We start from the raw sequence: 24,704 nt of genomic DNA on the forward strand, positions 1-24,704 counted from the left end.
GGCAAAAGGCCGGCTGCGCATAGGCAGCCGGCCTTTTGTGTGCCAGGGCAACTAAAGCAGCTAAAACTCCAGCACATTCAGGAAGAATACGTCCCGGCCGGGACCTTTTTCGGGGCGGACGTGCTGGTAGCCCACGGCCACAAACCGGCTGCCGTACCACTCCAGCAGGTGCTCCTGAGAAGTGTCGTTGGTTTTGTCGGTGGGGTTGGTCGTCTGGAGCGTTACCTGCCAGTCGTTGGGCGTAGTGGCGGCCCGGTCCACTATTTTGTAGTGAAACTCGTCGTCTTTCAGATAGGCTATGGCGATGCGCTGTTCATCGGGCAGCGGCCGGATACGCACGGTTTCCTGAAGCTGAGAGTGTTCGATTTCTTTCAGAATAAAGGAGTTGTCCCACAAAAGATTGCCCTGCCGGTCGAAGCCGCAGATGAGGGCGTGGGAGGTACGGAAGCCCTCGGAGCCGCGCCGCGCATTGTAGAAATTATTGTAGCGGGAAGGATAGCCGAAGCCATTGTAGCCGCCCAGCCCATAGTTGTAGGGCATGCCCCAGTTGCCATAGCCGTAGCCAGTGTTGTTGTAGCGCGGGTAGTACACTTCCGATACCAGTACGAAGCCCTCCGGAGTAGGCAGCATATCATGCATCAGCAGCTGATAATGGTGGCGGAACTGCCGGTCGGAGGCGCGCATCCGCTCACTGCGCTGCCGCATGCGGGCCACCTTGGCGGGCTTCATGAAATCGAAGAAGTGCTTCAGGTTCAGGAAATCGTAGTAGCGCAGGGAGCGGCGCTGGCCGGTAGGCGTTACGCCGGCCGTGAGGTCGGAGGCAAACAGCCCCTGGGAATAACGCGAGTCGCGCAGGGTGTAGGTGCCGGCCAGCAGGCGCGCGGCACTGTCGCCGGGGCTGAGTTGGGCATCCAGTAGCCCTCGTTCACTGCCGGCCTGCACAAACTCGGAGCGCAGCAGCCGTCCATCGTCGCCCAGCTGCTTGAGCTGCAGGCGCGACTTAAACCCGTTGGACTCGCTCAGAATCAGCTCGGCCCGCTTGGTCACGGAATCGGCCAGAAAAGTAAACCGGGTAGGAAGCGGCTCGAATACCGAGGGCAGAAACTGGAACTGGGCCGTGTGCAGGTTCAGCAGCAGAATGGTCAGGTGCTGATCCACCACCACTGTCACGAACAGGTTGCCGTCCAGGGCTTTTAGTTCGTGGATTTCGCGGGCCCGCTTGGTTTTGAACTCCCCGGTTCCCAACTCGCCGGTGCGCGAATCATAGGCCGCTACCCACAGGGTGCCGGGGTCGGTGCCGCTGAACACAGCGTATACATCAGTGCCTTCGGAGCAGAGCCGCTGAAAGTCATAGCCGCGCGGTACCGGAATATCCACTTTGGCGCGAGGCTGCAGGGAGTGGTCGAATTTCTGGAAGAAGTATTCCGGTTTGCCGGCGATACGCGGGTCACGCTCCACCAGCACCACTACACTGCTGTCCTCGGCCAGCGGCTGTACCTGTACGTCGCTGCTGTAGGTTTCCAGCTCCAACTCCGCACGGTATGCCTGGCGGGGCTCAATATCTGGTTTTATAGGCGGCTTTTTTTGCGCGTACGCCCCTGCGCCACCCACCAGAAAGCAGAATAAAAGGTACACATATTTCATAACTCAAACCAAAAGTGCCAAGGCAGTCAAGGCATTAGGAAGATACTGCGAAACTTGCGTATCACCTAATGCCTACGCTATAAAGCAGGATGCCGGAAAGCCGAAAAATGCACACGGCCCGCCCAAATTTTTGGGCGGGCCGTGGCACAGAGTAGTCGGTGAGTAAGCCGTTAGCTGCTCAGCTCCAGAATTGTGTCAAACTCCTCGGGGCGCAGCGCCATCACGGAAAGGCGCGACTGACGCAGCAGACCAATCTGACTCAGGCGCGCATCCTGCTTGATCTGGGCCAGCGCGACGGGACGGGCCAGGGGCTGCTGCGGAGTGAGATGCACCGCTACCCAGCCGCTCCCGGCTTCGGCGGTAGCATCGGGGGCGGCCAGGGCAGCTACCTCGGCAATGCCCACCACCTGCTTCTCAGTTACGCTATGGTAGTAGAGCACCAAGTCGCCGGGCTGCATCTGCTGCAGAAAGTTGCGGGCTTGGAAGTTGCGCACCCCGGTCCAGTCGGTGCCGCCGTCGCGCACGAAAGTCTCCCAGGAGTACGCCGCCGGTTCTGATTTAACGAGCCAGTAATTCAATGAAGGAATGAATGGAGAAGTTGAAAAATGCCGGAAAGGATGGTTACTGTTTGCGGGCCAGCAGGGTGGTGTCGTTCTGCACCTGAATGGTGAGCTGATACGGAGGCTCCTCGTTTTGCAGCGTGATGCGGTAGGAGCCGCCTTCTTCCGCCTGCCAGGTGCCGGGTACGTCCAGCACCTCATCGGCGGGGCCCTGCGTGTGCAGTACAAACTTGCCACCCTGGTCTAGTCGGAAGCCATCAATGCCCATGCCGGGCACTATGTCGGCCGTACCCTTGAGCCGGTAGGTCAGAAAGCCTTCTTTGGGTTCCGGCTGCTGGTGGGTGTAGTACCAGTCTTTGCCGAAAATAACGGAAGGCGCAGAAGTGCTTTTTTCGGTTTGGCAGCCGCCTACGCTCAGGGTGGCCAGCAGCCCCGCAAACAAAGAAATACGCATACAGTGGGAGTATAAAAGGGGAGAAGAACCGTTACGACCGAGTTTACAGCTCCACCCGACGCACTTTCAGCACGTCGTTTTCCAGCGACACAATTTCCAGCTTATAGTCAGGGTCCTTCTTATCGTCGAGGCTGATACGCAGGGTGTGGTCGTTTTCGGCCGTCCAGCGGCCTTTACGGCCTTCAATGCCGTCGGTGGGGGCAATATCGTACTGCGTGAACAGCCCGTTGTGGTCGAAGGCAAAGCCGGTGCGGCCCCGGGAGGGCGGAAATGCGTAGGTATTGGGCCGGTATACGCGCACGTCGCCCTGATCTTCTTCGTGGGCGTGCAGCCAGGTCCGTTCCAGGCTTTTCATCTGGGAGGTAGTTTTGGCATCGGGGTTACAGGTGGCGGCCAGTAGCAGCACGCTCAGGCAGGCCAGCAGGGTGAATAGGCGCATGGTTGTGAAGGTAGAGAGTAGAACGTAGAACGAGGGCAACTGCAAGGTAGTTGTTCGGCGGCAGTTGCCCCACGGTAACAACTGGCCGTAAACTGCACACAAGTAATTACCCACCCGTACCTTTACCCTCCTATGGACAACCGCGCCCTCATCCGAGCCTTTCGCCTTACTGCCCAGCTCATGGAGCTGCACGAGGAAAATCCGTTTAAAATCAGGACCTATGAGGGCACGGCCAATGCGTTGGAGCAGCTCAGCTCCCCGGTGGCTGATATGGACCGCACCGGTCTGCCCGACCGTGCCGGCTTGAGCAAAACGGCCGCCGCCAAAGTGGCCGAAATGCTGGATACCGGCTCATTCGAGGAATTGACCAAACTCCTGGCCGCCACTCCGCCCGGCGTGGTGGAGCTGCTGAGCGTGAAGGGAATCGGGCCGAAGAAAATCCGGAGCCTGTGGAAGGAGCTGGGTATCGAAAGCCCGGCGCAGTTGCGCGAGGCCGCCCAGCGCGACGAAGTCAGCAAGCTCAAAGGCTTCGGGCAGAAAACCCAGCAGGCCATTCTGGAAGCCCTGGAGTTCACCGACCAAAGCCGGGGCAAGCTGCTGTATCCGCAGGCGGAGGAGCTGGCCGAAGATCTGGCCAAGCACCTGCGGGCAGCGGCCGGCGTGGAGCAGGCGGCCGTAGCGGGAGAAGTACGCCGCCGCCTCGAAACCATCGAAACCATTACGCTGGTAGTAGGTACCAGCCAGCCCGCCGCCGCGCAGGCACTGCTCAACGGCCTGGATGGTCTCACCCCCGATCCGCGCCGGAGCGGACCATTTGCCTGGCGGGGTACGGCTACGGCCTCCGGCGTGAAAGTAGAAGTGCTGCTGACGTCCCCGGCGGAGTACATCAACCAGCTGCTGCTACATTCCGCCGCCGAGGCTCACCTGGCCGAAGCCCTTAGCGAAGAGCCCCGGGCTGGCCAGCCCGCCACGCTGCGTCACTGGCTGAAACGGGAGCAGTTTGCCTCCGAGCAGGCTTTGTACGAGCGGGCCGGCCTGCAATACGTGGAGCCCGAGCTGCGCGAAGGTCTGGGCGAGCTGGCGCTGGCCCGCGCCGGCAAGCTGCCCCAGTTGCTGACGGATGCCGACCTGCGCGGTTCCCTACATAACCACAGCACCTACTCCGACGGCAGCCACAGCCTGCGCGAAATGGCCACGTTCCTGCGCGACCAGGGCTATGAGTACCTCGGCATCTGTGACCATTCACAGGCGGCGCACTACGCCAACGGCCTCTCGCCGGAGCGCGTGCGCCAGCAGCAGCGCGAAATCGACGAGCTGAATCAGGAGCTGGCTCCGTTCCGCATTTTCAAAGGAATTGAGTCGGATATCCTTTCGGATGGCTCGCTGGACTACCCGCCGGCCGTGCTGGAAACCTTTGATTTCATTGTGGCCTCGGTGCACAGCAACCTCAAAATGGATGAGCGCAAAGCCACCACGCGGGTACTGCGGGCCATCGAAAACCCCTATACCACCATGCTGGGCCACCCTACTGGCCGCCTGCTGCTGCGCCGCGAGGGGTATCCGCTCAACCACAAAGCCGTCATCGACGCCTGCGCTCAGCACAACGTCATCATCGAAATCAATGCTAATCCCTGGCGCCTCGACCTGGACTGGCGTTGGGTGCACTATGCACTCGACAAAGGCGTGCAGCTCAGCATCAACCCCGATGCCCACCACACCAACGGCTACGCCGATATGCGCTACGGCGTGCTGATGGGCCGCAAAGGGGGCCTCACCGCCGCCATGACGTTCAACGCTAAGCCGGTAGGGGAGGTGGCGGAGTATTTCGCCCGCCGCAAAGCCACCATCAAGCCCCCGCTTGAGTTTAAGGATTCGCTGTTTGGGTAAAGGCGACGGGGAATGCGGAGTAAACCCCATGTCATACTGAGCGGAGCGAAGGACCTTTTCACGACTAAACCGATTGTCCGGATGTCAGAAGGTCCTTCGCTCCGCTCAGGATGACACGGCATCAAGAGGTTCCTCTTCTCCCTTCACCTCCACAACTTCCACCTCCTTTTTCATGAAAATTCTCGTTCTGCGCTTTTCCTCCATCGGGGATATTGTGCTGACTACGCCGGTGGTGCGTGGCCTGAAGCGCCAGGTGAAAAATGCGCAGGTGCACTTTGCCACCAAACCGGCTTTCCGAGGTATTCTGGAGGCCAACCCGTACGTAGATAAGGTGCACTGCCTGAGCGGCACGTTGCAGGAGCTGGTGGCGGAGTTGAAAGCCGAGCAGTTCGATTTTGTGGTGGATCTGCACAACAACCTGCGCACTGCTCTCATTAAGGCTCAGTTGGGGGTGAAGTCGCGCAGCTTCGATAAGCTGAACTGGCGTAAGTGGCTGTTGGTAAACCTGAAAGTAGATACGCTGCCCCGCGTACACATTGTGGAGCGGTACCTGGCCGCGGCGGCTCCGCTGGGAGTGCGTAATGATGGGCAGGGGCTCGATTATTTTATTCCGCCCGCCGATGAGGTGGATATCCGAGGGGCGCTGCCCCCGGCGTTTCAGCAAGGCTACGTAGCCTTTGCCATCGGGGCCCAGCACGCCACCAAGCGCCTGCCCGTGGAGCGCATCATTGAGCTGTGCGGCCTGCTTCGGCGGCCCATTGTGCTGCTGGGCGGCCCTACCGACGAAACTACCGGCCACGTGGTAGAGCTGGCCTTCGACCAGGGCGTGGCTACCTCGCCGCCCGCGCCCGGCCGTATTCCGGACAGCCCGTACTACTTCCCGGAGCCAACCACTCCACCAGCTACCATCATCTACAACGCCTGCGGCAAATTCAACCTGAATCAGTCGGCCTCTTTGGTACGCCAGGCCAGTCTGGTGGTCAGCCACGACACGGGCCTGATGCACATTGCGGCGGCCTTCCGGAAGGAAATCATCAGCGTGTGGGGCAATACGGTGCCGGAGTTTGGCATGTACCCGTACCGCACCGAGTTTCGGGCCCTGGAGGTGAAAGAGCTGGATTGCCGGCCTTGCTCCAAAATCGGCTACGAAAAATGTCCCAAGGGCCACTTCCGCTGCATGCGCGACATCCGTTTCGATGTGGAACTGCCCCCGGTTGGATAAGTAAAGCTCAACCACGCCACTAGGCATACGTAAGCAAATAAATCGGCGGCTTTTGCGCTCCGGTATCCGCTTTCCTGCAACCAACCCCATCCGCCATGGCCACTTCTGATTCTGCTCCCCAGCCCGTGGTGGTACGGGTTGGCCCCACCGACCTGACCGCCGATATTCACTCCGGCCGGCACACTTGGGTAGCCGATGAGCCGCTGACGGTGGGGGGCCAAGACCAGGGGCCTACGCCCTACAGTTTGTTGCTCTCCGCCTTAGGTGCCTGCACGGCCATTACCCTGCGCCTGTACGCCTCGCAGAAGCAGTGGCCGCTGGAAGGCGTGGAGGTGAGCCTGACCCACCAGCGCGTACATCGCACCGACTGTGACCAGTGCGAGCAACCCGGTACGATGCTAGATGAAATACGTAAAGAACTGCGGCTGCTGGGACCACTGTCGGTGGAGCAGCGGCAGCGGCTGCATAGCATCTCGGAGAAGTGCCCCGTGCAGAAAACACTGACCGGCGGTGCTCTGCGTATTGTAACGGTAATAGCCGAATAGGTATATTTTCTGCTTGTCAGCAACTTTTGGGTATGGCACTGTGTACTCACCTCCAGGCAATTGAAACTATCCTGCCTGCTCCCGCCGAGCACGTCTGCCCGGAATGCGTAGCCCTGGGCGACGAGTGGGTGCACCTGCGTGTGTGCCAGGCATGCGGCCACGTTGGCTGCTGCGATTCGTCCAAGAACCAGCACGCTACCCGCCACTTTCAGGCTGCCGGACACCCGGTAGTTACGTCGGCGGAGTCCGGCGAGCAATGGGCGTGGTGCTACGTGCACCAGCAATTGGCTGAATACTAGATTTCCCCCGTACGCGGTACCGCCCCACCGGCTATGGCGGGTGGCACTGCCCGTTCTGTATTACATTTGTTTAACTCACCCAGGTCGGTTGTCGGATAAGCGGCAACCGACAATTTCTGAATGAATTCCTCCTCTGGTCCCGTTGATATTCTTTCCCGTCTTCGTCAGGAAACCCGCCCGTACCACGATGTGCTGGAAGCCAACGAGTTCAACCAGGCCCTGGGTGCCGGCACCATCACGGAGGAGAAAACGGCCCGGTTTCTGGCTAAGCTTTATGGGTTTGTAGTACCGTTTGAGCAGGCTGTACGGGCACATGGCAGCCTGTTTGGTCCCGAGTGGGAGCTGGAGCGACGCTTCCGCAGCCCCCTGCTCCGCCAGGATTTGCCGGCCGCCGATACGCTGCCGCTGGCACCCAACCTGCCGCCGCTGCATACCTGGCCCCAGTTGCTGGGGGCGCTGTACGTGCTGGAAGGCTCCACGCTGGGCGGGCAGGTAATTGCCCGGCAACTGGCTAAAGCCGGCATCCCGGCCCGGGCCTATTTCAGTGGCCACGCCGAGCAAACCGGTCCGCTCTGGAAAGCCTTTGTACACCAGCTGGCCGCCGCTGCCACCCCCGAAAACGCTGATGCCATTGTTGCCTCGGCTTCCCTCACGTTTCAACGCTTACACCAGTGGATAGAACAGGCGTAACCCTTACCGATGAAAGTCTGGTTGGCCAGGAAATAACCCTTACCAACTGCGACCGGGAGCCCATTCATATTCCCGGCCTGATTCAGCCCTATGGCTTTTTGCTGTGCCTGGATGAGCATACGCGCCGTGTAGTGCAGGCCAGCGCCAATACGCAGGAGCTGCTGGGAATTCCGGCTGCAGAGCTGATTGGGCAGGGGTTGAACTGCCTGTTTGAGGCGGACCGTCTTATCGGAATCAATGCCCAGCTGGACCAACTGCGGGAGGGCCACCGTCTTATCGGTGTGCGGCTTGATTACCTGCCGGAGCAGCCCTTTTACAAGCTTATTCTGCACCGCTTCGATGCGTTGCTGTGGCTGGAATTTGAGCCCGTCGAAACTTCTCCCGATGGGCCGCTCGATATGCCGTCGTTGAACGATGCGTTGGGCCAGATGCTGGCCGCTACCTCGGTAGTGGAGTTCTGTGAGCATGCCGTGCAGCAGGTGCGCGCCATTACGGGCTTCGACCGGGTAATGGCCTACCGGTTTGCCGAGGACGAAAGTGGGGAAGTGGTAGCCGAGGCCCGGCGTTCCTCCCTGGACTCGTTCCTGGGGCTGCACTACCCGGCCACCGATATTCCGAAGCAGGCGCGGGCCATGTACCTCAAAAACTGGCTGCGCTTTATTCCGGATGTCGGCTATACTCCCGTACCGCTGGTACCCGTGCGCAACCCCGCCAGCCAGCGTCCTCCCGATATGACGTACTCCGTGCTGCGGAGCGTGTCGCCGATTCATGTGGAGTACCTCCAGAACATGGGCGTAGAAGCCACCATGACCATTTCCCTGATTCGGGATGGAAAGCTGTGGGGGTTGCTCGTGTGTCACCATTACTCGCCGCGCCTGGTCAGCTACGAGCTGCGCGACTTGTGCCAGTTCATCGGCAAAACCTTCTCGGCGCTGCTCAAAAGCAAGGAACAGGCCGATGCGTACGCCTACCAGCTCCGGCTACAGGAAAAACAGGCCCGGCTGTTTGGCCTGTTGGCGGAGTTTCCGGATTTCCGCAAAACGCTCTACGACCATCTGCCCGCCGTGAAGGACATCTTCGACTGTGGCGGCGTCATCGTGAGCTTCGAGGGGGACGTGGCCACGTACGGCGGTGCCCCCGCGCGTCCGCAAATTCAGGACCTGCTAACCTGGCTGAATACCACTATGCAGGGCGAGCTGTTTCACACCAACTCCTACGCCCGGCATAACCCCGCCGGTGTAGCTATACGCGCCACGGCCAGCGGCATTCTGGCCATCCGGCTGAGCCACACCCCCGGCGACTACCTCATCTGGCTACGGCCGGAAGTGCTGCAAACCGTTACCTGGGCCGGGCAGCAGCAAAAGGCCGAAGTATTGAAGGATGGGCAGCTGTACCTATCACCTCGTAACTCCTTCGCGGCCTGGAGTGAGTCGGTGGAGAATACGGCCTCGGAGTGGAAACCCCTCGAAGTGGACGCCGCCCAGGAAATCCGGCTGCGCATTGCCGATATCCGGCTGCGGCTGTTCAACGAAATTCAGGAGCGGGCCCACACCCTTACCCGTCTCAACGCCGAGTTGGAGCGCAGCAACGACGAGCTGGACTCCTTCGCCTACGTTGCCTCCCACGACCTCAAGGAGCCACTACGGGGCATCCACAACTACTCCATCTTTCTGCTGGAAGATTACGCCGATAAGCTGGATGCCGACGGCGTGCATAAGCTGGAAACCCTGGTGCGCCTGAGTCAGCGCATGGAGGCGCTTATTGAGTCTTTGCTGCAGCTTTCCCGGGTAGGCCGCCTGGAGCCCGAATTGCAGCCGGTAGATGTAAACCTGGTGCTGCGGGAGGTAACGGAGATACTGCGGCCCCGCCTGGAGCAAACGGGCGTCCAGCTGACAGTAGCCAGTCCGCTGCCCACCGTGCACGCCGATCCGGTACGCCTGCGGGAAGTATTCAATAACTTGCTTACCAATGCCATGCGCTACAACGATAGTGACGTGAAAACCGTAGAAGTCGGAGTGGCGTCAGGAAAGGTTGTTGGACCGCGTGGGCCCATTAATTCGGCTGAATATCACGTTCTTTACGTGCGTGACAATGGCATCGGAATAGACCCCCGGCACCACGAAAGCATTTTTAAAATATTTAAGCGCTTACATAGCCAGGAAAAGTATGGCGGTGGCACCGGTGCCGGATTAGCCATTGCAAAAAAGATGATTGAAAAGAATGGCGGGCAGCTTTGGGTTGAATCACAGCCGAAAGCAGGGTCCACCTTCTTTTTCTCGGTTCCGAAATAACACCATGAGTTCAGCTTCCCTCAAGCCCATTTTAGTTGTTGAAGACAGCGCAGAGGATTTCACGGCCCTGGGCCGGGCTTTCCGCAAACACGCGCTGCAAAACCCTGTGCTTCGCTGCGCCGATGGCGACCAGGCACTGGAATATCTGCAAGGGTATGGCCGTAGTACCAACTGGCCATCCGTGTTACCTGCCATTATTCTGCTGGATCTGAATATGCCCGGTACAGATGGACGGCAGGTACTGGAAATTGTGAAGCAGGATGATATTCTGAGCACTATTCCCGTTATCATCTTCAGCACGTCTTCCAACTCAAAGGATATTGACGACTGCTATCAGCTGGGAGCCAACAGCTACCTCACCAAGCCAATTGGCTACGCCGCTATGGAAGAGAAAGTGCGGCTGATTGTGCAGTACTGGCTGGAAGCAGTTGAGCTGCCCGTCGCTTAAGTCTGCATCCTCTGTGAAAAAAATCCTGCTGGCCGACGATAACGAGATAGACCGCATGCTCTACCGCCGCTTCCTGGGGAAGCAGTTGGGGTACGAGAGTCTGGAGTTCCACGAAGCCACGTCCGGTGAGGAAGCCATTGCGCTGTACAAAAGCCTGCGACCCGATTGTGTGCTGCTGGATTACAACCTGCAGGACACCGACGGACTGACGGTGCTGGAGCAATGCCGGCAGGTTGCCCCTTCTGAGGGCATGTGCGTGGTCATGATTACGGGTAGCGGCAATGAGAAGCTGGCAGTGCGCGCGCTGAACGGTGGCGCTTCCGACTACTTAGTAAAGGGGCAGTTCGACCGGGAGCTACTGATCAAAACGGTTACGCATGCCATGGAGAAAAGCGAGTGGCAGCACTACCAGGCCCGCTACCACGCGCAGCTCCAAACCATCAATCAGCAGCTCCGTGACTCCCTGGCAGAGCTTACCGATACCCGGCAGCAACTGCAGGCGCGCAATCAAGAGCTGGCTACCATCAACCGGGAACTGGCCCGCACCAATGCTGATCTGGATAACTTCGTATATGCCGCTTCCCACGATCTGCGTCAGCCTGTAAATAACCTGCAAGGGCTATTTGATGAGCTGCGCCGGGTAGCGGTTTTCCCCGATCCGGAAGAAGCCAAGGTACTACGGCTGGTAGATATGTCGCTGCAGGCCCTTACCACCACTATTACCGATCTGGCAACCGTAGTACAGGAGCAGCGCGCAACCGGCACCCAAGTAGTTGAGCAGGTCAGCATTCGGGAATTGATGGACGAAGTGCGCAACTCCCTGCGTACTCAGATTAACCGTACCAAGGCGCATATCCGGCTGGAAATGGAGCAGATGGAACAGGTAGAGTACGTGCGCGCCAATCTGCGCACCATTCTACTGAATCTTGTCTCCAACGCCCTGAAATACCATCATCCTGCGCGTACTCCCGAGGTAACTATCCGGACGCTGCTGCACAATGGCGCGCCCGTGCTGGAGGTGCAGGATAACGGAATGGGAATTGACCTTGACCGGCACGGGGCCGAGCTGTTTCAGCTGTTCCGGCGGTTTCATCCGGGGGTGGAAGGAACCGGAGTGGGCCTTTTCCTGGTAAACCGCTTGGTGCAGGCTGGTGGCGGCCACATAGCAGTGGAAAGCCGTGAAGGCGAAGGCACCACGTTCCGAGTGTACCTGAACGAAGCCGATTAAAAAAATCTAGTTTTCCGAACGCAAAAGCGCCGCTCTGTTGCAGAGCGGCGCTTTTGCGTTCGGAAAACTATGGGTCGGTTAACCGATCTGGCTGAAGCCGCAGTAAGAGTGCAGCACCTTGGGCAGCCGGATTCCCTCGGCAGTCTGGTTATTTTCCAGCAGAGCGGCCACAATGCGGGGCAGCGCCAGTGCCGAGCCGTTGAGGGTGTGGAGCAGCTGGGTTTTGCCGCCTTCGGTGCGGTAGCGCAGCTTCAGGCGGTTTGCCTGGTAGGTTTCGAAGTTGGAGGCGGAGCTTACTTCCAGCCACCGTTGCTGGGCCGCGCTCCATACTTCCAGGTCATAGGTCAGGGCCGAGGTGAAGCCCATGTCGCCGCCGCAGAGGCGCAGCACGCGGTAAGGCAGCTCCAGCTTCTGCAGCAGATTCTCGATGTGCGCTACCATGCCGTCCAGTGCCGCGTAGCTGTTCTCGGGCTGCGTGATTTGTACAATTTCTACTTTATCGAACTGGTGCAGGCGGTTGAGGCCGCGCACATGCGCGCCCCAGCTACCCGCCTCCCGCCGGAAGCAGGGCGTATAGCCGGTATTGAGAATGGGAAGCTGAGCCGGCGCAATGATTTCGTCGCGGTACAGGTTGGTGATGGGCACCTCCGCCGTCGGAATCAGGTACAGGTCGTCGGCGGTGGCGTGGTACATCTGGCCCTCCTTATCGGGTAGCTGGCCGGTGCCATAGCCGCTGGCCTCGTTCACCAGAATCGGGGGCTGAATTTCGGTGTAGCCGGCGTTGCGGGCCTCGTCCAGAAAGAAGTTAATGAGCGCGCGCTGCAGGCGGGCACCCTGGCCTTTGTACACCGGAAAACCCGCTCCGGTAATCTTGTTGCCCAGCGCGAAGTCAATAATATCGTACTGCTCAATCAGCTCCCAGTGCGGTTTAGCCCCGGCCGGCAGTTCCGGCTTACTGCCCACTTCCCGCACCACCTCGTTGTCATCGGCCGAGCGGCCGGCGGGTACGCTGCTGTGCGGTACGTTGGGCAGCTTGTAGAGGGTCTGCTGCAGTTCCTTCTCCACTTCGGCCAGCTCCTCGGCGTGGGCCTTGGTATGTTGCTTCAGCTCGGCCGTACGCGCCTTCAGGGTTTCGGCTTCGGCCTTGTTGCCGGCCTTCATCAGCCCGCCAATCTGCCGGGCCAGCTCGTTGGCCTCTGCCTGCGCCTGGTCGTGGGAGGTTTGCAGCTCCTTGCGCCGCTGATCCAGCTGCAGAATGGACTGCACGTCGGCTTCGGCGGTAGCATAGTTACGTTTGGCCAGGCCAGCCAGCACGGCGGCGGTATGTTCTTTCAGGACGGAAACTTGCAGCATAACAACAGAAATGCGAAAACGGAATAGGCAAAAATAGAAGTTTGCCGCGGCAGATGCCGTAGAAATTAACCGCACCCCGGAATTTAGCCGCCCATGCGCCTGCCCGCTGCAAACGGAACTGTTTGGTTACCGGTCGGGGTTCTTCGAGCAAGCAGCCTGCTAACAGGTTGGAACGCTGTATCCTTTGTCCCGAAATGCGCGTAAAGGAATCAGGCTGTGAAATCTGCCATACGATTTGGCAGTTCCCCGGTATTCCGCTAACATTGCACATACAAGCCAGCTCTGGTTGGCGGACCCCGTGGCAGTTTTTACCGAGCCCGGTCCGCGCTTTGCTTTTTGCACCAGCTGGTTCCACCCACGGTTTTTACTTCTCGCTTTTTTCTGCGTCGGGCGCCGCGTTGCGGTTACCTTCTGTGCCCGGAATGGCCTGTGCTGCCTTGTTGTAGGCTTTTTAGCCGCCCCCTTTTCGCTCCGCTGTTTATATGTACACTATTGACGAGTTAAAGGACCGTTTGCTGTCCGAATTGAAAGAAATTGCTGAAAATCTGAAAGTCGGCAACTTCAAGAAACTCAGCAAGCAGGACCTGATCTACAAGATTCTGGATCAGCAGGCTATTACGCCCGCCGACAAACTTCCCCAAAAAGTGAAATCCGGCGAGGCCGCTGCTCCGGCTCCGGAAGCAGAGGCTTCTGCGCCGGCAGCCAAGCCGGCTGCCGCGCCCAAAACAGCCGCTACCCGTGCCGCTCGGCCGGCGGCCACTCGGCCGGCGCGCGCCAAGGCTGCTCCGGTTTCAGCCGAAGCGCCCGCCGCTGGAAGTGCTGAGCCGGCTACCGTTGCGCCTGCCGCTGAGCAAGCAGCTGCCCCCACCGAAATTGCGCCGGTTCCAGCAGCTGCTGAAACTGCCCCTGCCATGGCTGAGCAGCCCGTGCAGCCGATAGCAGAAACTTCTCCAGTTGCAACAGAGGAAACTGCCCTGAATGAGGACGCTCCCAGCGCCGACCGCCCTGTGAAATTGTACCAGCGTCCGGAGCGCCGCACGCGCACCGACCGCGCCGGCCGGCCCATTGTAACGGCCCCGGTTGCCGCTTCGGACGTGGCCGTCAGCACCGAAGTGTTTGAGGCTGCACCAGTGGTAGCTGAGGTTGCCGTGGCACCGGCCCGCGACCTGCGCCCAGTGGACCCAACCGCCCCGGCGCCCATGCGGGAAGTGCGGACCGAACAGCCCCGCATTTTCCGGGAAGGCCGCGAATACCGCAACGATGCCCCACGTGAAAACCGGAACGAGCTTCGCACGGAAAGCAACGGCCGCGCTGAGCAGTCTCGTGACCAGCGGGCCGACCAGCCCCGCGCCGACTTCCGCCAGGAGGGCAGCGCGTTGCGTGAAGGCCGCAACGACCAGCCGCGCAACCTGCGCGACGGCAGCCGCCCCGATGCCCGTGAGCAGCGGGAGCAGCGCCGCGAGGAACGCTACGCTGCCCGCGAACTGCAGCGGCAGCAGCGCCAGGCAGAGCGCCTCAACAACCCTACTGAGCAGCCCCGCGCCGACCGGCAGGAGCAGCGCCCCGCCCGCCAGGAATTTGATATTACCATTCCGGGGGAAGGTACGCTGGAAATGATGCCCGACGGCGGCTACGGCTTCCTGCGCAGCCCTTTCTATAACTACCTCGCCTCGCCCGACGACATCTATGTGGCCCCGCAGCAGGTGAAGCAGTTCGGGCTGAAAGCCGGCGACACGGTAAAATGCACCATCCGGCCCCCGCGCGACGGGGAGAAATATTTTGCCTTAGTAAGCGTGGAAGGTATCAATGGCCGCTCGGTGGAAGATGCCCGGGACCGGATACCCTTCAACAACCTCACGCCGTTGTTTGCCGAAGAGCGCCTCAAGCTCACGACGAAGCCCAGCCAGTACAGCACCCGCATTCTGGATCTGTTTGCCCCCATTGGCAAAGGACAGCGCGGCCTGATTGTGGCCCAGCCCAAAACCGGTAAAACGGTGCTGCTCCAGGAAATTGCCAACGCCATTTCGGAAAACCACCCCGAGGTGTACCTGATGATTCTGCTCATCGATGAACGCCCGGAAGAAGTAACGGACATGGCCCGCTCGGTGAAAGCCGAAGTGCTCAGCTCTACTTTCGACGAGACGGCCGACCGCCACGTAAAAATTGCCACTATTGCCATGGAGAAGGCCAAGCGCCTCGTGGAATGTGGCCACGACGTGGTGATTCTGCTCGACTCCATTACCCGCCTGGCCCGCGCCTACAACACGGTGCAGCCGGCTTCGGGTAAAATCCTGTCGGGTGGTGTAGATGCCAATGCTCTGCACAAGCCCAAGCGTTTCTTCGGGGCGGCCCGCAACGTGGAGGATGGTGGCTCCCTGACTATTATTGCCACGGCCCTTATCGAAACCGGCTCCAAGATGGACGAGGTTATCTTCGAGGAATTCAAAGGCACCGGCAACATGGAATTGCAGCTGGACCGTAAACTGGCCAATAAGCGCATCTTCCCCGCCATTGACGTACCGGCCTCCGGCACCCGCCGCGAAGACCTGCTCATGAGCAAGGATGAGCTGAACCGCATCTGGGTACTGCGCAAGTTTATGTCCGATATGACGGCTTCTGAAGCCATGGAGTTCCTGAAGGACCGCATGAAAGGCACCCGCGACAACGAGGAGTTCCTGCTGGCTATGAACGGCTAAGTAGTTTCTCTCTACAAAAAGCCCCCGCTGCAATTGCAGCGGGGGCTTTTTTGTGTGGTCGTTTACTGTCGAACGAAGCGCTGCACACTGCGCTTGCCGCCCGCCGTTAACTCCAGAAAATAAATACCAGCCGGAATTTCCTGTACGGCTACGGTTGAACCACCAGTGCTTTTGCCACTGGCCAGCACTTTCCCCGTAACCGAGTAAATGTGGTATTCAACGGTGCCGCTAACTGCCGGCAGCGTGATGCTGGAATTACTGGGGTTAGGGAAGAAAGTGGCTTGCAGTTCATCGGTAGGTGCGACTACGACAATTGAAGAAGATGTAGCCGTGCCGTCAAAGTCTACTTGCCGTAGCCGATAATAGGTCAACGAAGTTAAAGGCTTAGTATCAGAATAGCTGTACACAACTCCCGTGTTGGTAGTACCGGTGCCCTGTACTTTGCCGATAGCTGTGAAAAGCCGCCCGTTGGAGCTACGTTCTAGCTCGAAATAAGCATTGTTGACTTCTGAAGCCGTGGACCATCTAATTAGCACGCCCGTATTCTTGGCTGTGACTGAGAAGCTGGTGAGAGTAACTGGAAGTACAGTAAAGCAGGTAGGATCGTTAGAGTTGGGCGGAGTTACTACCGAATTGCTGGATGCAGTACCGCATCCGCTGGGATAAGCGTTGCCTTGAACACAGGTAGTCAGGCCCGCCGTCGTGAATAGCTTGGCCCCGCCACCAGAGTTATTAACAATATTACCCGAAATACGAAGTCCTGCCACAGTACCGGTTGCAGGGCCATTAATGCCAGGGTTACCTGTTGAGACATCTACGTTGCCAAATACGTTAAGCAAAGCATTGTTGCCTAGATTGATAGTTGCCTGATTGCCAGTAAATAAGGTGCAGCCGATTGAAACTATTGAGTTGTTGCCAACCACAACGGTTGTTTTGGCAAGATTCAGTACGGCAACACTAAGCCTCGGAGTACTACGGGCTGTAGAAGTGGCGATAATTAAATTCTGATCAGTAGCCGTGTTGCCATCAACCACTAACGTCCGGTTTATGTTGTCTTGAACCAAAGAGCCGGTAGCGTTGATAGTAAGCGTGGTATTCCGTCCTATAGTGTAGTCAGTTGTTAATGTTACTGCGTGATTTATAATGATATTAATTGTGTTGTTACTTCCTGATCCAGGAAGAGTAGAACAGCCTGTCCCTACTATACTATAAATACTCGGATCATTAAAGTTGCCAGCCTTGATGGTTGTATAGGTGCACTGTGCAACGGCCACACCATAGGTGCTGAGCATCAACCCGATCAGAAGGGCTAGTATTTTGTACGACTTATTCATATGCAAACCAGAAGGGTGTGTTAAGCGAGTAAATGGTGCCGTTAAGCCAGGAAGATGAGCGAAATTCAGAATTATCCATACGAATGTATGTTTATAAATGAAACTTTACTAACAATTTTTATGAGTTCAATAGTAGGTGATTCCAAATTTGGAAATAATATATAAAGTATAAATATTTGATTGGTAGTACCATGGACAGTATTCTGCGAGTGAGTGTGTCATTTAGGGAAGAGAGGTTTATATTGGACTATAATGATGCTGTTGTCATATTTCGTATTGTCATAACAACCTTAATAGTGTTCAGCCGACGATAACCTGGGGGTAAGCGACGCCCGTATGGTGTAAAGAGCAGGATTGACCAAGTAGATCTGCCTTTCCACTACTAACGTGTAACGCCACATGTCCTTCACCAACGAGTTACTGAACACCGTTCTGCGCCATGCCGGCCAGGAAGTATCACGCAAGGAGTTTCTGAGTCTGGCGGGGCGGGGGCTGGCGGTGAGCGTGGCGGCCGGTACACTAGCCAGCTGCAATACCAGCCCCGACAATGCCGCCAGCTCTAAAGCCGCTGTGCCTACTACCGGCACGCCCGCCAGTGAGGTGGATGCCAGCACTGCCTACACCTCCCCGGAAGGCGCAAAAGTTGCTTCTTCGGAGGCTGTGTCGCCACCGGCGAAGGTGCCGGCGGCTACTGACAAGCCGATTGTGCTGGAGGAATGGAAATCGAAGGTTGATCCGCAGTCGGGCCCCACGCCCACGCCATTGCCGCCCGATGAGCGGGTAGGCTACGCGCTGGTGGGCCTGGGCCACCTGACGCTGGAGGAATTGCTGCCAGCCTTTGGGGAGTGCAAAAAATCGAAGCCGGTGGCCCTGGTCAGCGGCTCGCCGGAGAAGCTGAAGAAAGTGGCCGCGCAGTACGGTATCAAGCCTGAAAGCTGCTACAGCTACGAGAATTACGAGCAGCTTAAGAACAACCCCGAGGTAAAGGCCATTTACATTGTGCTGCCCAACTCCATGCACGCCGAGTACGTGATTCGGGGAGCCAAAACCGGTAAGCACATTCTCTGCGAGAAGCCCATGGCCAACTCGGTGCGGGAGTGTGAGCTGATGATTGAGGCCTGCAAAAAGGCCCAGGTGAAACTCATGATTGCCTACCGCATTCAGTACGAGCCCTACAACCGTCTGGTGCGCGACATGGTGCGGGAAAACAAGTTTGGTAAGCCCAAATACATACAGGCCCAGAACAGCCAAAGCTCGGCCAACCCCGACCACTGGCGGCACAAGAAAGCCCTGGCCGGTGGTGGTGCGCTGCCTGATATTGGTCTGTACTGCCTCAATACGGCCCGCTTCATTCTGGGTACTGAGCCTACGGAGGTGTTCGGCTACATGCACAGCACGCCCGGCAACCCGTTGTTTAAGGAAGTGGAGGAGATGATGAGCTGGCAAATGCGCTTCCCGGATGGCGTGGTGGTGGACAGTATTACGCACTACGACACCCACGACTCGCGCTTCTACCGCGTGAGTGCCGAGAAAGGCTGGATGCACCTCAACAACGGCTACGCCTACACGGGGCAGCAACTGCAAACCTCCCACGCCGAGGGGCCCGCCAAAATGCAGAATCAGATAGTTATTCCGGCCAAAAACCAATTTGCGGCCGAAATGGACCACTTCTCCGAATGCATTCTGGAAAACAAGCCACCCCATACACCCGGCGAGGAAGGCCTGCAGGACCAGCGCATCATAGAAGCCATTTACCAGTCGGCGCGGGAGGGCCGGCCCGTGAAGCTGCCCGCCGTTATGGGTACCGACGTTTTCCGGGGACCTGAGCCTGCGTCAGCTTAGGTTTCTGCTCGGAAAATCAGCATACAACTCCGGCCCTGCATGTAGCAGAATCCACACCTGCCTCAGAACAGCAGCGGACCGTTGAAGCGGCGCATTACCTTTGCCGGCATGGAACAACAACCTGACCTCCCCGAACTGCTCTTTATATCGGATCCGCTCTGCGCGTGGTGCTACGGCATGAGCCCCGTGCTGCAGCGTGTACAGCAGGAATTTGCGGGCCGTGTGGCGGTATCGGTGCTGTGCGGCGGTATGATTACCGGCGAGCAGGTGGAGCCCATCCGGGTGCAATGGCCCCAGCTGTCGGGGGCACTGGGACAGGTGCAAACGGTAACCGGCGCAGAATTCGGCCCCGCTTTCCGGGCTTTGGGGCAGGAGGGTAGCTTCGAGTTGAACTCGGAGCCGCCGAGTAGGGCCATTCACGCGTTTCGGCAGCTTCGGCAGGACGAAGCCGCGCAGTTCGCCCACGAGGTGCAGCAGGCTTATTTCCGCGACGGTGCCGACCTCAACAACCCCGCTACCTACGATGCGCTGGTTGCTTCCTACGGCCTCGATGCCTCTGATTTTCGGGAGCGAATTCAGAGTCGGGAGGTTATCCGGGGTACTATTCTGGAATTTGCGGCAGTGGGTAAAATCGGCGTGCAGGGCTTCCCAACGGTAATTCTGCGGGTTGGCTCCCAGGGCTTTGTGTTGGCCCGGGGCTATCAGCCTTACGCCACCTTCGCGGCCAATCTGGAAGAAGCCCTCCGGCAGGCTGAATAATTTCCCTGACGTTCAGAAAGCAAAACTGCCGGGAGGAGAGTGTGCATAGTAGCGCACTCTCCTCCCGGCAGTCTTGGTAATGTGCCTGAGTACGTGGTAACGGGTTGCTACGTGTAGCTACTACGGGATATGCACAACCTGCTTGCGCAGCGGCGACCAGGCAATGGTCCGACGGTCTTCCTTGCCCACCAGGTAGTGAAACGCAATGGCCTCGGGGCGGCGGTGCAGGTCGTCCCAGGCGGCGCGGTCGAGGCCGGCGGGCGCCTCGGCAGCGGCCGGGAACGTGGCCGATTTGGCTACGGCGGGCCGCTGGAAGTTCTTATCGGCAAAAAATTCCTTCACCCGCTTCCGCACGTACGCCTCCCGCTCGGCCTGGGTGGCGGTGGGGCCTTTCATCTCATACACCATTGCCGCTTCCAGATCCGGCGACGACAGCACCTCCCGGAAAATGACCTGCCCGCTGGCTGTGGTGATGGTAAGCGTAGCTTCCCCGCTCAGCACCGAAGAGCCGCGCAGTACCAGCGAGAATACATCCGGAGTGGAAGCGGCTGAGAAGACGTGCTTAGTGCGGCTGGTCAGCAGCGTATCGGCTTGTGCATCAACAGGCGCGGGTCGGGCCGTATCCAGCGGTTCCGGCCGGTCCGCCGCCGAGTCAGGCGCAGTGGCAGTGACGGTGGAGGCGGCGTTTTGCTCGGGCGAGGAACAGGCGGCGGCAACGAGCAGGAGCGGCAGGATTCGGGAAAGGCGCATGTGGTATAGGAAGTAGGGTGAGGCTGGTTGTACGCAGCCGGCAGCTTCACTGTTGGGGCCCGGCTACCACACCAGCATCAGGAAAAATGCCACGCTCATGCACACCGACGACACCTGGTTCATGCGCATGGTGTGGTCGAAATCGGCAGCGGCGGGGTGCTGCCACACGGCCCGGGCCCAGGAAACAAACAGCCCCACCACCGGGCCGGTAGCTACCAGAAACACCAGCACATGCCGCAGCTCCTGGCGCTGCACATACACGGCCGCCAGCAGCGCCGCGCCAGCCGCCAGCGCCAGCCCGGCCCACACAAACGTACCCCGGATACCCAGCCGCAGGCTCAACGTCCGGTCGCCGCGTCGGGCATCTTCCTGGTGCTGGTACACTTGCGTAAGGGGGTAGGAGCCACACAAAAACAGGCTGCTCACTAGGGCCAGCAGCAGATTGGTGGGTTCCAGTAGCTGCCCGGTCCCTGCCCCCTCGCCCACCTGGGTCATCAGGAAGGTGTAAGCCCCCTGAAATACCACCACCACCGCGGTACTGATGAGCGGGTACTTTTTCAGCCGGATGCCCTCATAGCTGTAGGCTTTCGATACCAGAAGGTAACCGGCCACCAGCCCGGCAAACGGCAGGCTCAGCAGAGCTGCGCCCAGCACCGCCAGCACATCAAACAGCCACACCAGATGCAGCAACTCCGGCGAGACTTTGGGCGGGTGGCGCAGGCCCCCGATGCTGTCCTCGTCCCGGTCGTAGTAGCTGTTGTAGCCGTTGGAGGCCGGATAAGCCAGTAGATGCAGCACCACGAACACGCCCGCCGCCCGCCATCCGCTGAATGGCTGCCGTAGGGCGCTCAGTCCAAACCAGAACACCGGCATCAGGTACACCGAAAACGGGATGCGCAGCAAGGGCAGCGCGCGGCGGTAAGCAGCAAAGGAGGGCATGAGGGGACAGAAGCTCGGAGAGGCGAAGTACATCGGCTGCCACATGAAAAGGCCGCCGCCTGCAAGCTACAGGTTATCCGGCAGTGCCAACGGGCGTGCCGATGAGGTATGTTACCTGCGGGCCCCAGCGGTGCTGTACTTTGCCGGCCTGCCACACAAACGCGCCGGCCGGATCGGCGCGGCGGGCCAGTTGCAGCAGCTGTTCCGGCGGGTACATGCGCAGAATACTCACGCACCCGTCCCAGATGGTGAACAGCGGGATAAGAGGAATGACGTACGTGAAAAACAGCCGACTGAGGCTGAAGGGCCGGATGAAGGGTGTAATCAGCAACTGAGCCACGGGCAGCACCGTAACGGCCAGCACCAGCTCCAGCCAATGCTTACCGGCCCCCTCAAACACGCCAATGCCCGTTTGCTGCCGCACGGCATCGGCCAGCAAGGCTTCTGCCGCTGCCGGTGGGAAATGATGGAAGGCCGAGAAGACTACCCGAAACCCAGCCAGAGCGGAGGGTACGGCCGTAGCATCCACGGGCTGCAGCTCGGCCTCCAGCCCCGGCGTAGCGGCTTGCAGCTGCTGCCAGGCCGCCGGCTGCGGATACAGATCGGTGAGGCGCACCCGGGCGTTGGGTATTCCGGCCGCGCGTAGCTGCCGCAGCACGCCCGCTGTGCCGCCCCCGGCCCCGGCGCATAGCTCCAGAAGTTGAGTTTGCCCCGTCCGTTGGAGGGCAGCCTGCAGCAGTGGTACGATGGGCTGATACGTGCGCAGCGCCGAAATCATAAACCGCAGGTAGTCCATCATGCCCGCCCGGATAACCCGGGGAAACCAGGGCAGGTCTTCAAACTCAAACAACTGGAGGCGAAGCTTCATCAAGGAAGTTCTTACGCGGAAAGCATACCGAAGATTAGCCGCCGCACGAAGGGCGCACATACCATCCCGATAGTGCGGCTGCCAGTACCCAAGGTAACAAGTAGATAAGTACCCTAGCAGTATCATCAGGTGCGGCTGCCGCCCAAGTCAACAGTGCCGCTGCCAATAAGCTAACGGAGCCTGCACTGATACTCAGCGCACATTGCCGTTGCCGGGACGAAAAGTCCGCAGTGCCTCGCAGTACCAAGCGAACCACGAACATGTAAGGTACCACTACGCAAAATGTGATAATAAAGCAGGTTGCAGTTGCCCCTGCCCAGGCTTGCAGTACCGAAATTAACAGCTGCCAACCAGGGGGATGTAGTAGCAGTTGAAACAGCCCGAAAAGAAAACACCCACCCAGTACCGTTCCAACCCATTGTTTGACTGCTATATAAAATGCCTGGGAGGTAAGCTGATTAGGTTGCATTGCGAAAAACCAAGTATCGTAAGCGTGCGGTGTTCGGGTATGATAGTCAAAGACCATCATACCCGAACACTGCTCCTAAGCAAAGCTACATTTATCAGGATAGTACCTCTCAGACCAGATAATGATTACGCCACCACTGCCACCCGCCGGGCCGGGCCATACAGCCACAGTACGGCCAGCACGGCCGCTCCCCAATATGGCAGCGACATCGGCAGCAATCCGCCCAGCGAATCAATGGGAATCAGCAGCAGGAGCAGTTGGTTAGCCAGTAGGAAAAACAGCGTTACACCCGCCAAGGCCATCGTGCGGCGCGACCAGTTGGCGCGGAAGCCGCTCATGAGCGTGAAAAAGGGAACCACCAGCGGTACTATGGCCAATGATACCAACGCGCTGAGCAGGCCCGCCATCAGGGCAATGGAATAATCCGCCAGTCGGTCGGATGCGAAGTCCAGCAGCAGCCACAAGGTGCCGCCCAGGTTGCTGAGCAGCCACAGAATTAGCGTCCGGATAGTGGTAGAGTGACTGGTGGTAGCGTAGTGATGAAGCATAACCGTAGCATGAGAGTAGTGAAATCAACGCGGCAGCGTCCCGGGCAACCTGCAAAGACCTACGAACCCTGAAAATGGCTGGGTTTGCATTAAACCATATTTTTGTTGGGACAATTAGTGTCAGAATGAGACGGATATAGTCGCCACGGTAGCAGCTACTGCCGATATCAGCCATGGTAAGCTCTGGCCAAAGAAAGCTATGCTTGAGCTTTGCCAGTGTTGTTCGGGCAGCATCCGAAAAGCCAGAGGGCTGGTGGCCAGGGTATATAGCTCCCACAGCAGCCAGCAGAACATAGCGGAGCCTTCCAACACCAGAGCGGTACGGAGCATCAGGGTTTTGTGGAGTGGGGCAGTAGTAAAGGCCGAGGCCTCAGCGGCCACCGTAGCAGGCCGCTCAGTAAGGCCGGTACTCACAGAAAGCCGATAGTGCCAAAAAGAGCCCAACAGCTGCCCATCAGCGTATCGAATCGGAAAAGCACACCGAAAAGCTTGAACAGATTTCCCTGGTTGAGCTGGATGGCAAGCACCACACAGCCCATCCACACTAGCCCCAGCCCCCACCACCACGACAGTTAGAAATACCTGCGCGTAAGTGGCTTAATAGAGTCGCGCAGAATAAACGAGCTGAGTTGTTGGAACTATGGGAGTATTGTGTTTGCTTTGTAACGCAAAGTTCTTTAGATGATATGGCCAAGCCCGCCCTTGATCCGTTAGCTCAACTCACCGAAATCCGCTCCATCATGGAACGGTCGTCGCGTTTTATCTCGCTCAGCGGCCTTTCCGGGGTAGGGGCGGGGGTAGTGGCACTGGCTGGCGCGGGCGTGGGGCACTGGTACCTGCAGCAGCGCTACGCGGCCGAGGGCTATTCCTACGGCGGTTTTATGCGGCTGCTGCAAAGTACACCCGAGGAGCGGATGCTGGTGCTGCCGTTTTTGCTGCTGCTGGCCGTAGGCATTGTGGGCGCGGCGCTGGCCGTGGCTACATACTTCACGGTGCGGCGGGCCCGCCGGGCCAGGCAGCCGGTCTGGAGCGCCCTGGGGCGGCGGCTGGCTGTCAGCCTGGCTATTCCGCTGGTGGCGGGCGGGCTGTTCTGCCTGGCCCTGTTCGTGCAGGGGGCGGTGGGGCTGGTGGTGCCCGGTATGTTGCTGTTCTACGGCCTGGCCCTGCTCAACGGCAGCAAGTACACCCTCGACGAAATCCGGTGGCTGGGCCTGACCGAAATTCTGCTGGGTTTAGTGGCTATGTTGTTCCCTGGCTTCGGGCTGGCGTTCTTTGCACTCGGTTTCGGCCTGGGCCACATCGGCTACGGCTTGCTGATGTATAATCGGTATGAGCGTAATGAGTCAGGAGCCAGAAGTTAGAGGCCAGGAGAGAAGTCATAGGTAATTCCTCCCAGCTTCTCTGTGGCTTCTGACTGCTAAGTTCCAACTACCAGCTCC

The 24,704-nt window shown here is 58.9% G+C and carries 23 protein-coding genes; 12 read left to right on the plus strand and 11 right to left on the minus strand.

All coding sequences use genetic code 11. The features are described 5' to 3' along the window. Nucleotides 1–60: 60 nt before the first annotated feature. From EI291_RS03640 to EI291_RS03655, 4 genes are all read right to left on the minus strand, one after another. A complete protein-coding gene (locus EI291_RS03640; RefSeq protein ID WP_170172483.1) occupies nucleotides 61–1,530 on the minus strand; it encodes a hypothetical protein in 1,470 nt (489 codons plus the stop codon). A 284-nt stretch (nucleotides 1,531–1,814) separates the two neighbouring features. Beyond that, nucleotides 1,815–2,222, minus strand: coding sequence for an EVE domain-containing protein (locus EI291_RS03645; RefSeq protein WP_125418053.1), 408 nt, complete (start codon nucleotides 2,220–2,222; stop codon nucleotides 1,815–1,817). Between the two features lie 43 nt (nucleotides 2,223–2,265). Then, nucleotides 2,266–2,658: a hypothetical protein gene (locus tag EI291_RS03650; RefSeq protein ID WP_125418055.1), complete on the minus strand. Its 393-nt coding sequence runs from the start codon at nucleotides 2,656–2,658 to the stop codon at nucleotides 2,266–2,268. Between the two features lie 43 nt (nucleotides 2,659–2,701). Next, nucleotides 2,702–3,097, minus strand: a complete 396-nt coding sequence (locus EI291_RS03655) for a hypothetical protein (RefSeq protein WP_125418057.1) — start codon at nucleotides 3,095–3,097, stop codon at nucleotides 2,702–2,704. A 132-nt stretch (nucleotides 3,098–3,229) separates the two neighbouring features. On the opposite strand from EI291_RS03655, the gene EI291_RS03660 reads away from it, so the two are divergent. The 8 genes from EI291_RS03660 to EI291_RS03695 all read left to right on the plus strand — a co-directional run bounded on the left by EI291_RS03660 (nucleotide 3,230) and on the right by EI291_RS03695 (nucleotide 11,707). After that, a complete protein-coding gene (locus tag EI291_RS03660; protein ID WP_125418059.1) occupies nucleotides 3,230–4,984 on the plus strand; it encodes a DNA polymerase/3'-5' exonuclease PolX in 1,755 nt (584 codons plus the stop codon). Nucleotides 4,985–5,156: 172 nt separating this feature from the next. Further along, complete coding sequence (locus EI291_RS03665) at nucleotides 5,157–6,206, plus strand: glycosyltransferase family 9 protein (protein ID WP_125418061.1); 1,050 nt, start codon at nucleotides 5,157–5,159, stop codon at nucleotides 6,204–6,206. Nucleotides 6,207–6,301: 95 nt separating this feature from the next. Further along, complete coding sequence (locus tag EI291_RS03670) at nucleotides 6,302–6,751, plus strand: OsmC family protein (protein WP_125418063.1); 450 nt, start codon at nucleotides 6,302–6,304, stop codon at nucleotides 6,749–6,751. Between the two features lie 32 nt (nucleotides 6,752–6,783). Further along, nucleotides 6,784–7,050 carry a UBP-type zinc finger domain-containing protein gene (locus EI291_RS03675; RefSeq protein WP_125418065.1) on the plus strand — a complete coding sequence of 89 codons (267 nt, stop codon included), beginning with the start codon at nucleotides 6,784–6,786 and terminating at the stop codon, nucleotides 7,048–7,050. 120 nt (nucleotides 7,051–7,170) lie between these two features. Then, entirely contained in the window at nucleotides 7,171–7,740 is a 570-nt protein-coding gene (locus tag EI291_RS03680) for a biliverdin-producing heme oxygenase (RefSeq protein WP_125418067.1), read from the plus strand. Then, a complete protein-coding gene (locus EI291_RS03685) occupies nucleotides 7,722–10,031 on the plus strand; it encodes an ATP-binding protein (protein ID WP_125418069.1) in 2,310 nt (769 codons plus the stop codon). The genes EI291_RS03680 and EI291_RS03685 overlap by 19 nt, the downstream gene beginning before the upstream one ends. Nucleotides 10,032–10,035: 4 nt before the next feature. After that, a complete protein-coding gene (locus tag EI291_RS03690) occupies nucleotides 10,036–10,479 on the plus strand; it encodes a response regulator (RefSeq protein WP_125418071.1) in 444 nt (147 codons plus the stop codon). A gap of 13 nt (nucleotides 10,480–10,492) precedes the next feature. Next, nucleotides 10,493–11,707, plus strand: coding sequence for a sensor histidine kinase (locus EI291_RS03695; RefSeq protein ID WP_125418073.1), 1,215 nt, complete (start codon nucleotides 10,493–10,495; stop codon nucleotides 11,705–11,707). Between the two features lie 78 nt (nucleotides 11,708–11,785). Here EI291_RS03695 and serS read toward each other — a convergent pair whose 3' ends face one another. Then, nucleotides 11,786–13,060 (minus strand): serine--tRNA ligase, encoded by a 1,275-nt coding sequence (gene serS / locus EI291_RS03700; RefSeq protein ID WP_125418075.1) that lies wholly within the window; start codon nucleotides 13,058–13,060, stop codon nucleotides 11,786–11,788. 482 nt (nucleotides 13,061–13,542) lie between these two features. Here serS and rho point away from each other — a divergent pair, with 482 nt between their 5' ends. Beyond that, nucleotides 13,543–15,756 (plus strand): transcription termination factor Rho, encoded by a 2,214-nt coding sequence (rho, locus tag EI291_RS03705; protein ID WP_125418077.1) that lies wholly within the window; start codon nucleotides 13,543–13,545, stop codon nucleotides 15,754–15,756. Between the two features lie 62 nt (nucleotides 15,757–15,818). Here rho and EI291_RS03710 read toward each other — a convergent pair whose 3' ends face one another. Further along, nucleotides 15,819–17,090 (minus strand): T9SS type A sorting domain-containing protein, encoded by a 1,272-nt coding sequence (locus EI291_RS03710; protein WP_125418079.1) that lies wholly within the window; start codon nucleotides 17,088–17,090, stop codon nucleotides 15,819–15,821. Between the two features lie 399 nt (nucleotides 17,091–17,489). Here EI291_RS03710 and EI291_RS03715 point away from each other — a divergent pair, with 399 nt between their 5' ends. Together EI291_RS03715 and EI291_RS03720 are read left to right on the plus strand one after the other, a co-directional pair. Continuing rightward, nucleotides 17,490–18,932, plus strand: coding sequence for a Gfo/Idh/MocA family protein (locus tag EI291_RS03715; protein WP_125418081.1), 1,443 nt, complete (start codon nucleotides 17,490–17,492; stop codon nucleotides 18,930–18,932). Nucleotides 18,933–19,040: 108 nt separating this feature from the next. Next, a complete protein-coding gene (locus tag EI291_RS03720; RefSeq protein ID WP_125418083.1) occupies nucleotides 19,041–19,691 on the plus strand; it encodes a DsbA family protein in 651 nt (216 codons plus the stop codon). 120 nt (nucleotides 19,692–19,811) lie between these two features. On the opposite strand, the gene EI291_RS03725 is transcribed toward EI291_RS03720, so the two are convergent. From EI291_RS03725 to EI291_RS03745, 5 genes are all read right to left on the minus strand, one after another. Beyond that, nucleotides 19,812–20,441 (minus strand): hypothetical protein, encoded by a 630-nt coding sequence (locus EI291_RS03725; RefSeq protein WP_125418085.1) that lies wholly within the window; start codon nucleotides 20,439–20,441, stop codon nucleotides 19,812–19,814. A gap of 63 nt (nucleotides 20,442–20,504) precedes the next feature. Further along, complete coding sequence (locus EI291_RS03730; RefSeq protein WP_125418087.1) at nucleotides 20,505–21,380, minus strand: UbiA family prenyltransferase; 876 nt, start codon at nucleotides 21,378–21,380, stop codon at nucleotides 20,505–20,507. 73 nt (nucleotides 21,381–21,453) lie between these two features. Then, a complete protein-coding gene (locus EI291_RS03735; protein WP_125418089.1) occupies nucleotides 21,454–22,248 on the minus strand; it encodes a methyltransferase domain-containing protein in 795 nt (264 codons plus the stop codon). Nucleotides 22,249–22,842: 594 nt separating this feature from the next. Further along, on the minus strand, nucleotides 22,843–23,265 hold the full coding sequence (locus tag EI291_RS03740; protein WP_125418091.1) for a hypothetical protein: 423 nt from the start codon (nucleotides 23,263–23,265) through the stop codon (nucleotides 22,843–22,845). A gap of 120 nt (nucleotides 23,266–23,385) precedes the next feature. Continuing rightward, nucleotides 23,386–23,679, minus strand: coding sequence for a hypothetical protein (locus EI291_RS03745; protein ID WP_125418093.1), 294 nt, complete (start codon nucleotides 23,677–23,679; stop codon nucleotides 23,386–23,388). A 272-nt stretch (nucleotides 23,680–23,951) separates the two neighbouring features. On the opposite strand from EI291_RS03745, the gene EI291_RS03750 reads away from it, so the two are divergent. Next, a complete protein-coding gene (locus EI291_RS03750) occupies nucleotides 23,952–24,626 on the plus strand; it encodes a hypothetical protein (RefSeq protein WP_125418095.1) in 675 nt (224 codons plus the stop codon). Nucleotides 24,627–24,704: the final 78 nt, after the last annotated feature.

It is taken from the genome of Hymenobacter rigui (assembly GCF_003944715.1).
Classification (GTDB): domain Bacteria; phylum Bacteroidota; class Bacteroidia; order Cytophagales; family Hymenobacteraceae; genus Hymenobacter; species Hymenobacter rigui.

Coding starts and splice junctions, on each gene's coding strand:
- EI291_RS03680 (WP_125418067.1), top strand. CDS start 7,171: ATGAATTCCTCCTCTGGTCCCGTTGATATTCTTTCCCGTCTTCGTCAG.
- EI291_RS03690 (WP_125418071.1), top strand. CDS start 10,036: ATGAGTTCAGCTTCCCTCAAGCCCATTTTAGTTGTTGAAGACAGCGCA.
- EI291_RS03740 (WP_125418091.1), bottom strand. CDS start 23,265: ATGCTTCATCACTACGCTACCACCAGTCACTCTACCACTATCCGGACG.
- EI291_RS03660 (WP_125418059.1), top strand. CDS start 3,230: ATGGACAACCGCGCCCTCATCCGAGCCTTTCGCCTTACTGCCCAGCTC.
- EI291_RS03670 (WP_125418063.1), top strand. CDS start 6,302: ATGGCCACTTCTGATTCTGCTCCCCAGCCCGTGGTGGTACGGGTTGGC.
- EI291_RS03725 (WP_125418085.1), bottom strand. CDS start 20,441: ATGCGCCTTTCCCGAATCCTGCCGCTCCTGCTCGTTGCCGCCGCCTGT.
- EI291_RS03720 (WP_125418083.1), top strand. CDS start 19,041: ATGGAACAACAACCTGACCTCCCCGAACTGCTCTTTATATCGGATCCG.
- EI291_RS03650 (WP_125418055.1), bottom strand. CDS start 2,658: ATGCGTATTTCTTTGTTTGCGGGGCTGCTGGCCACCCTGAGCGTAGGC.
- EI291_RS03710 (WP_125418079.1), bottom strand. CDS start 17,090: ATGAATAAGTCGTACAAAATACTAGCCCTTCTGATCGGGTTGATGCTC.
- EI291_RS03665 (WP_125418061.1), top strand. CDS start 5,157: ATGAAAATTCTCGTTCTGCGCTTTTCCTCCATCGGGGATATTGTGCTG.
- rho (WP_125418077.1), top strand. CDS start 13,543: ATGTACACTATTGACGAGTTAAAGGACCGTTTGCTGTCCGAATTGAAA.
- EI291_RS03675 (WP_125418065.1), top strand. CDS start 6,784: ATGGCACTGTGTACTCACCTCCAGGCAATTGAAACTATCCTGCCTGCT.
- EI291_RS03730 (WP_125418087.1), bottom strand. CDS start 21,380: ATGCCCTCCTTTGCTGCTTACCGCCGCGCGCTGCCCTTGCTGCGCATC.
- EI291_RS03735 (WP_125418089.1), bottom strand. CDS start 22,248: ATGAAGCTTCGCCTCCAGTTGTTTGAGTTTGAAGACCTGCCCTGGTTT.
- EI291_RS03655 (WP_125418057.1), bottom strand. CDS start 3,097: ATGCGCCTATTCACCCTGCTGGCCTGCCTGAGCGTGCTGCTACTGGCC.
- EI291_RS03715 (WP_125418081.1), top strand. CDS start 17,490: ATGTCCTTCACCAACGAGTTACTGAACACCGTTCTGCGCCATGCCGGC.
- serS (WP_125418075.1), bottom strand. CDS start 13,060: ATGCTGCAAGTTTCCGTCCTGAAAGAACATACCGCCGCCGTGCTGGCT.
- EI291_RS03750 (WP_125418095.1), top strand. CDS start 23,952: ATGGCCAAGCCCGCCCTTGATCCGTTAGCTCAACTCACCGAAATCCGC.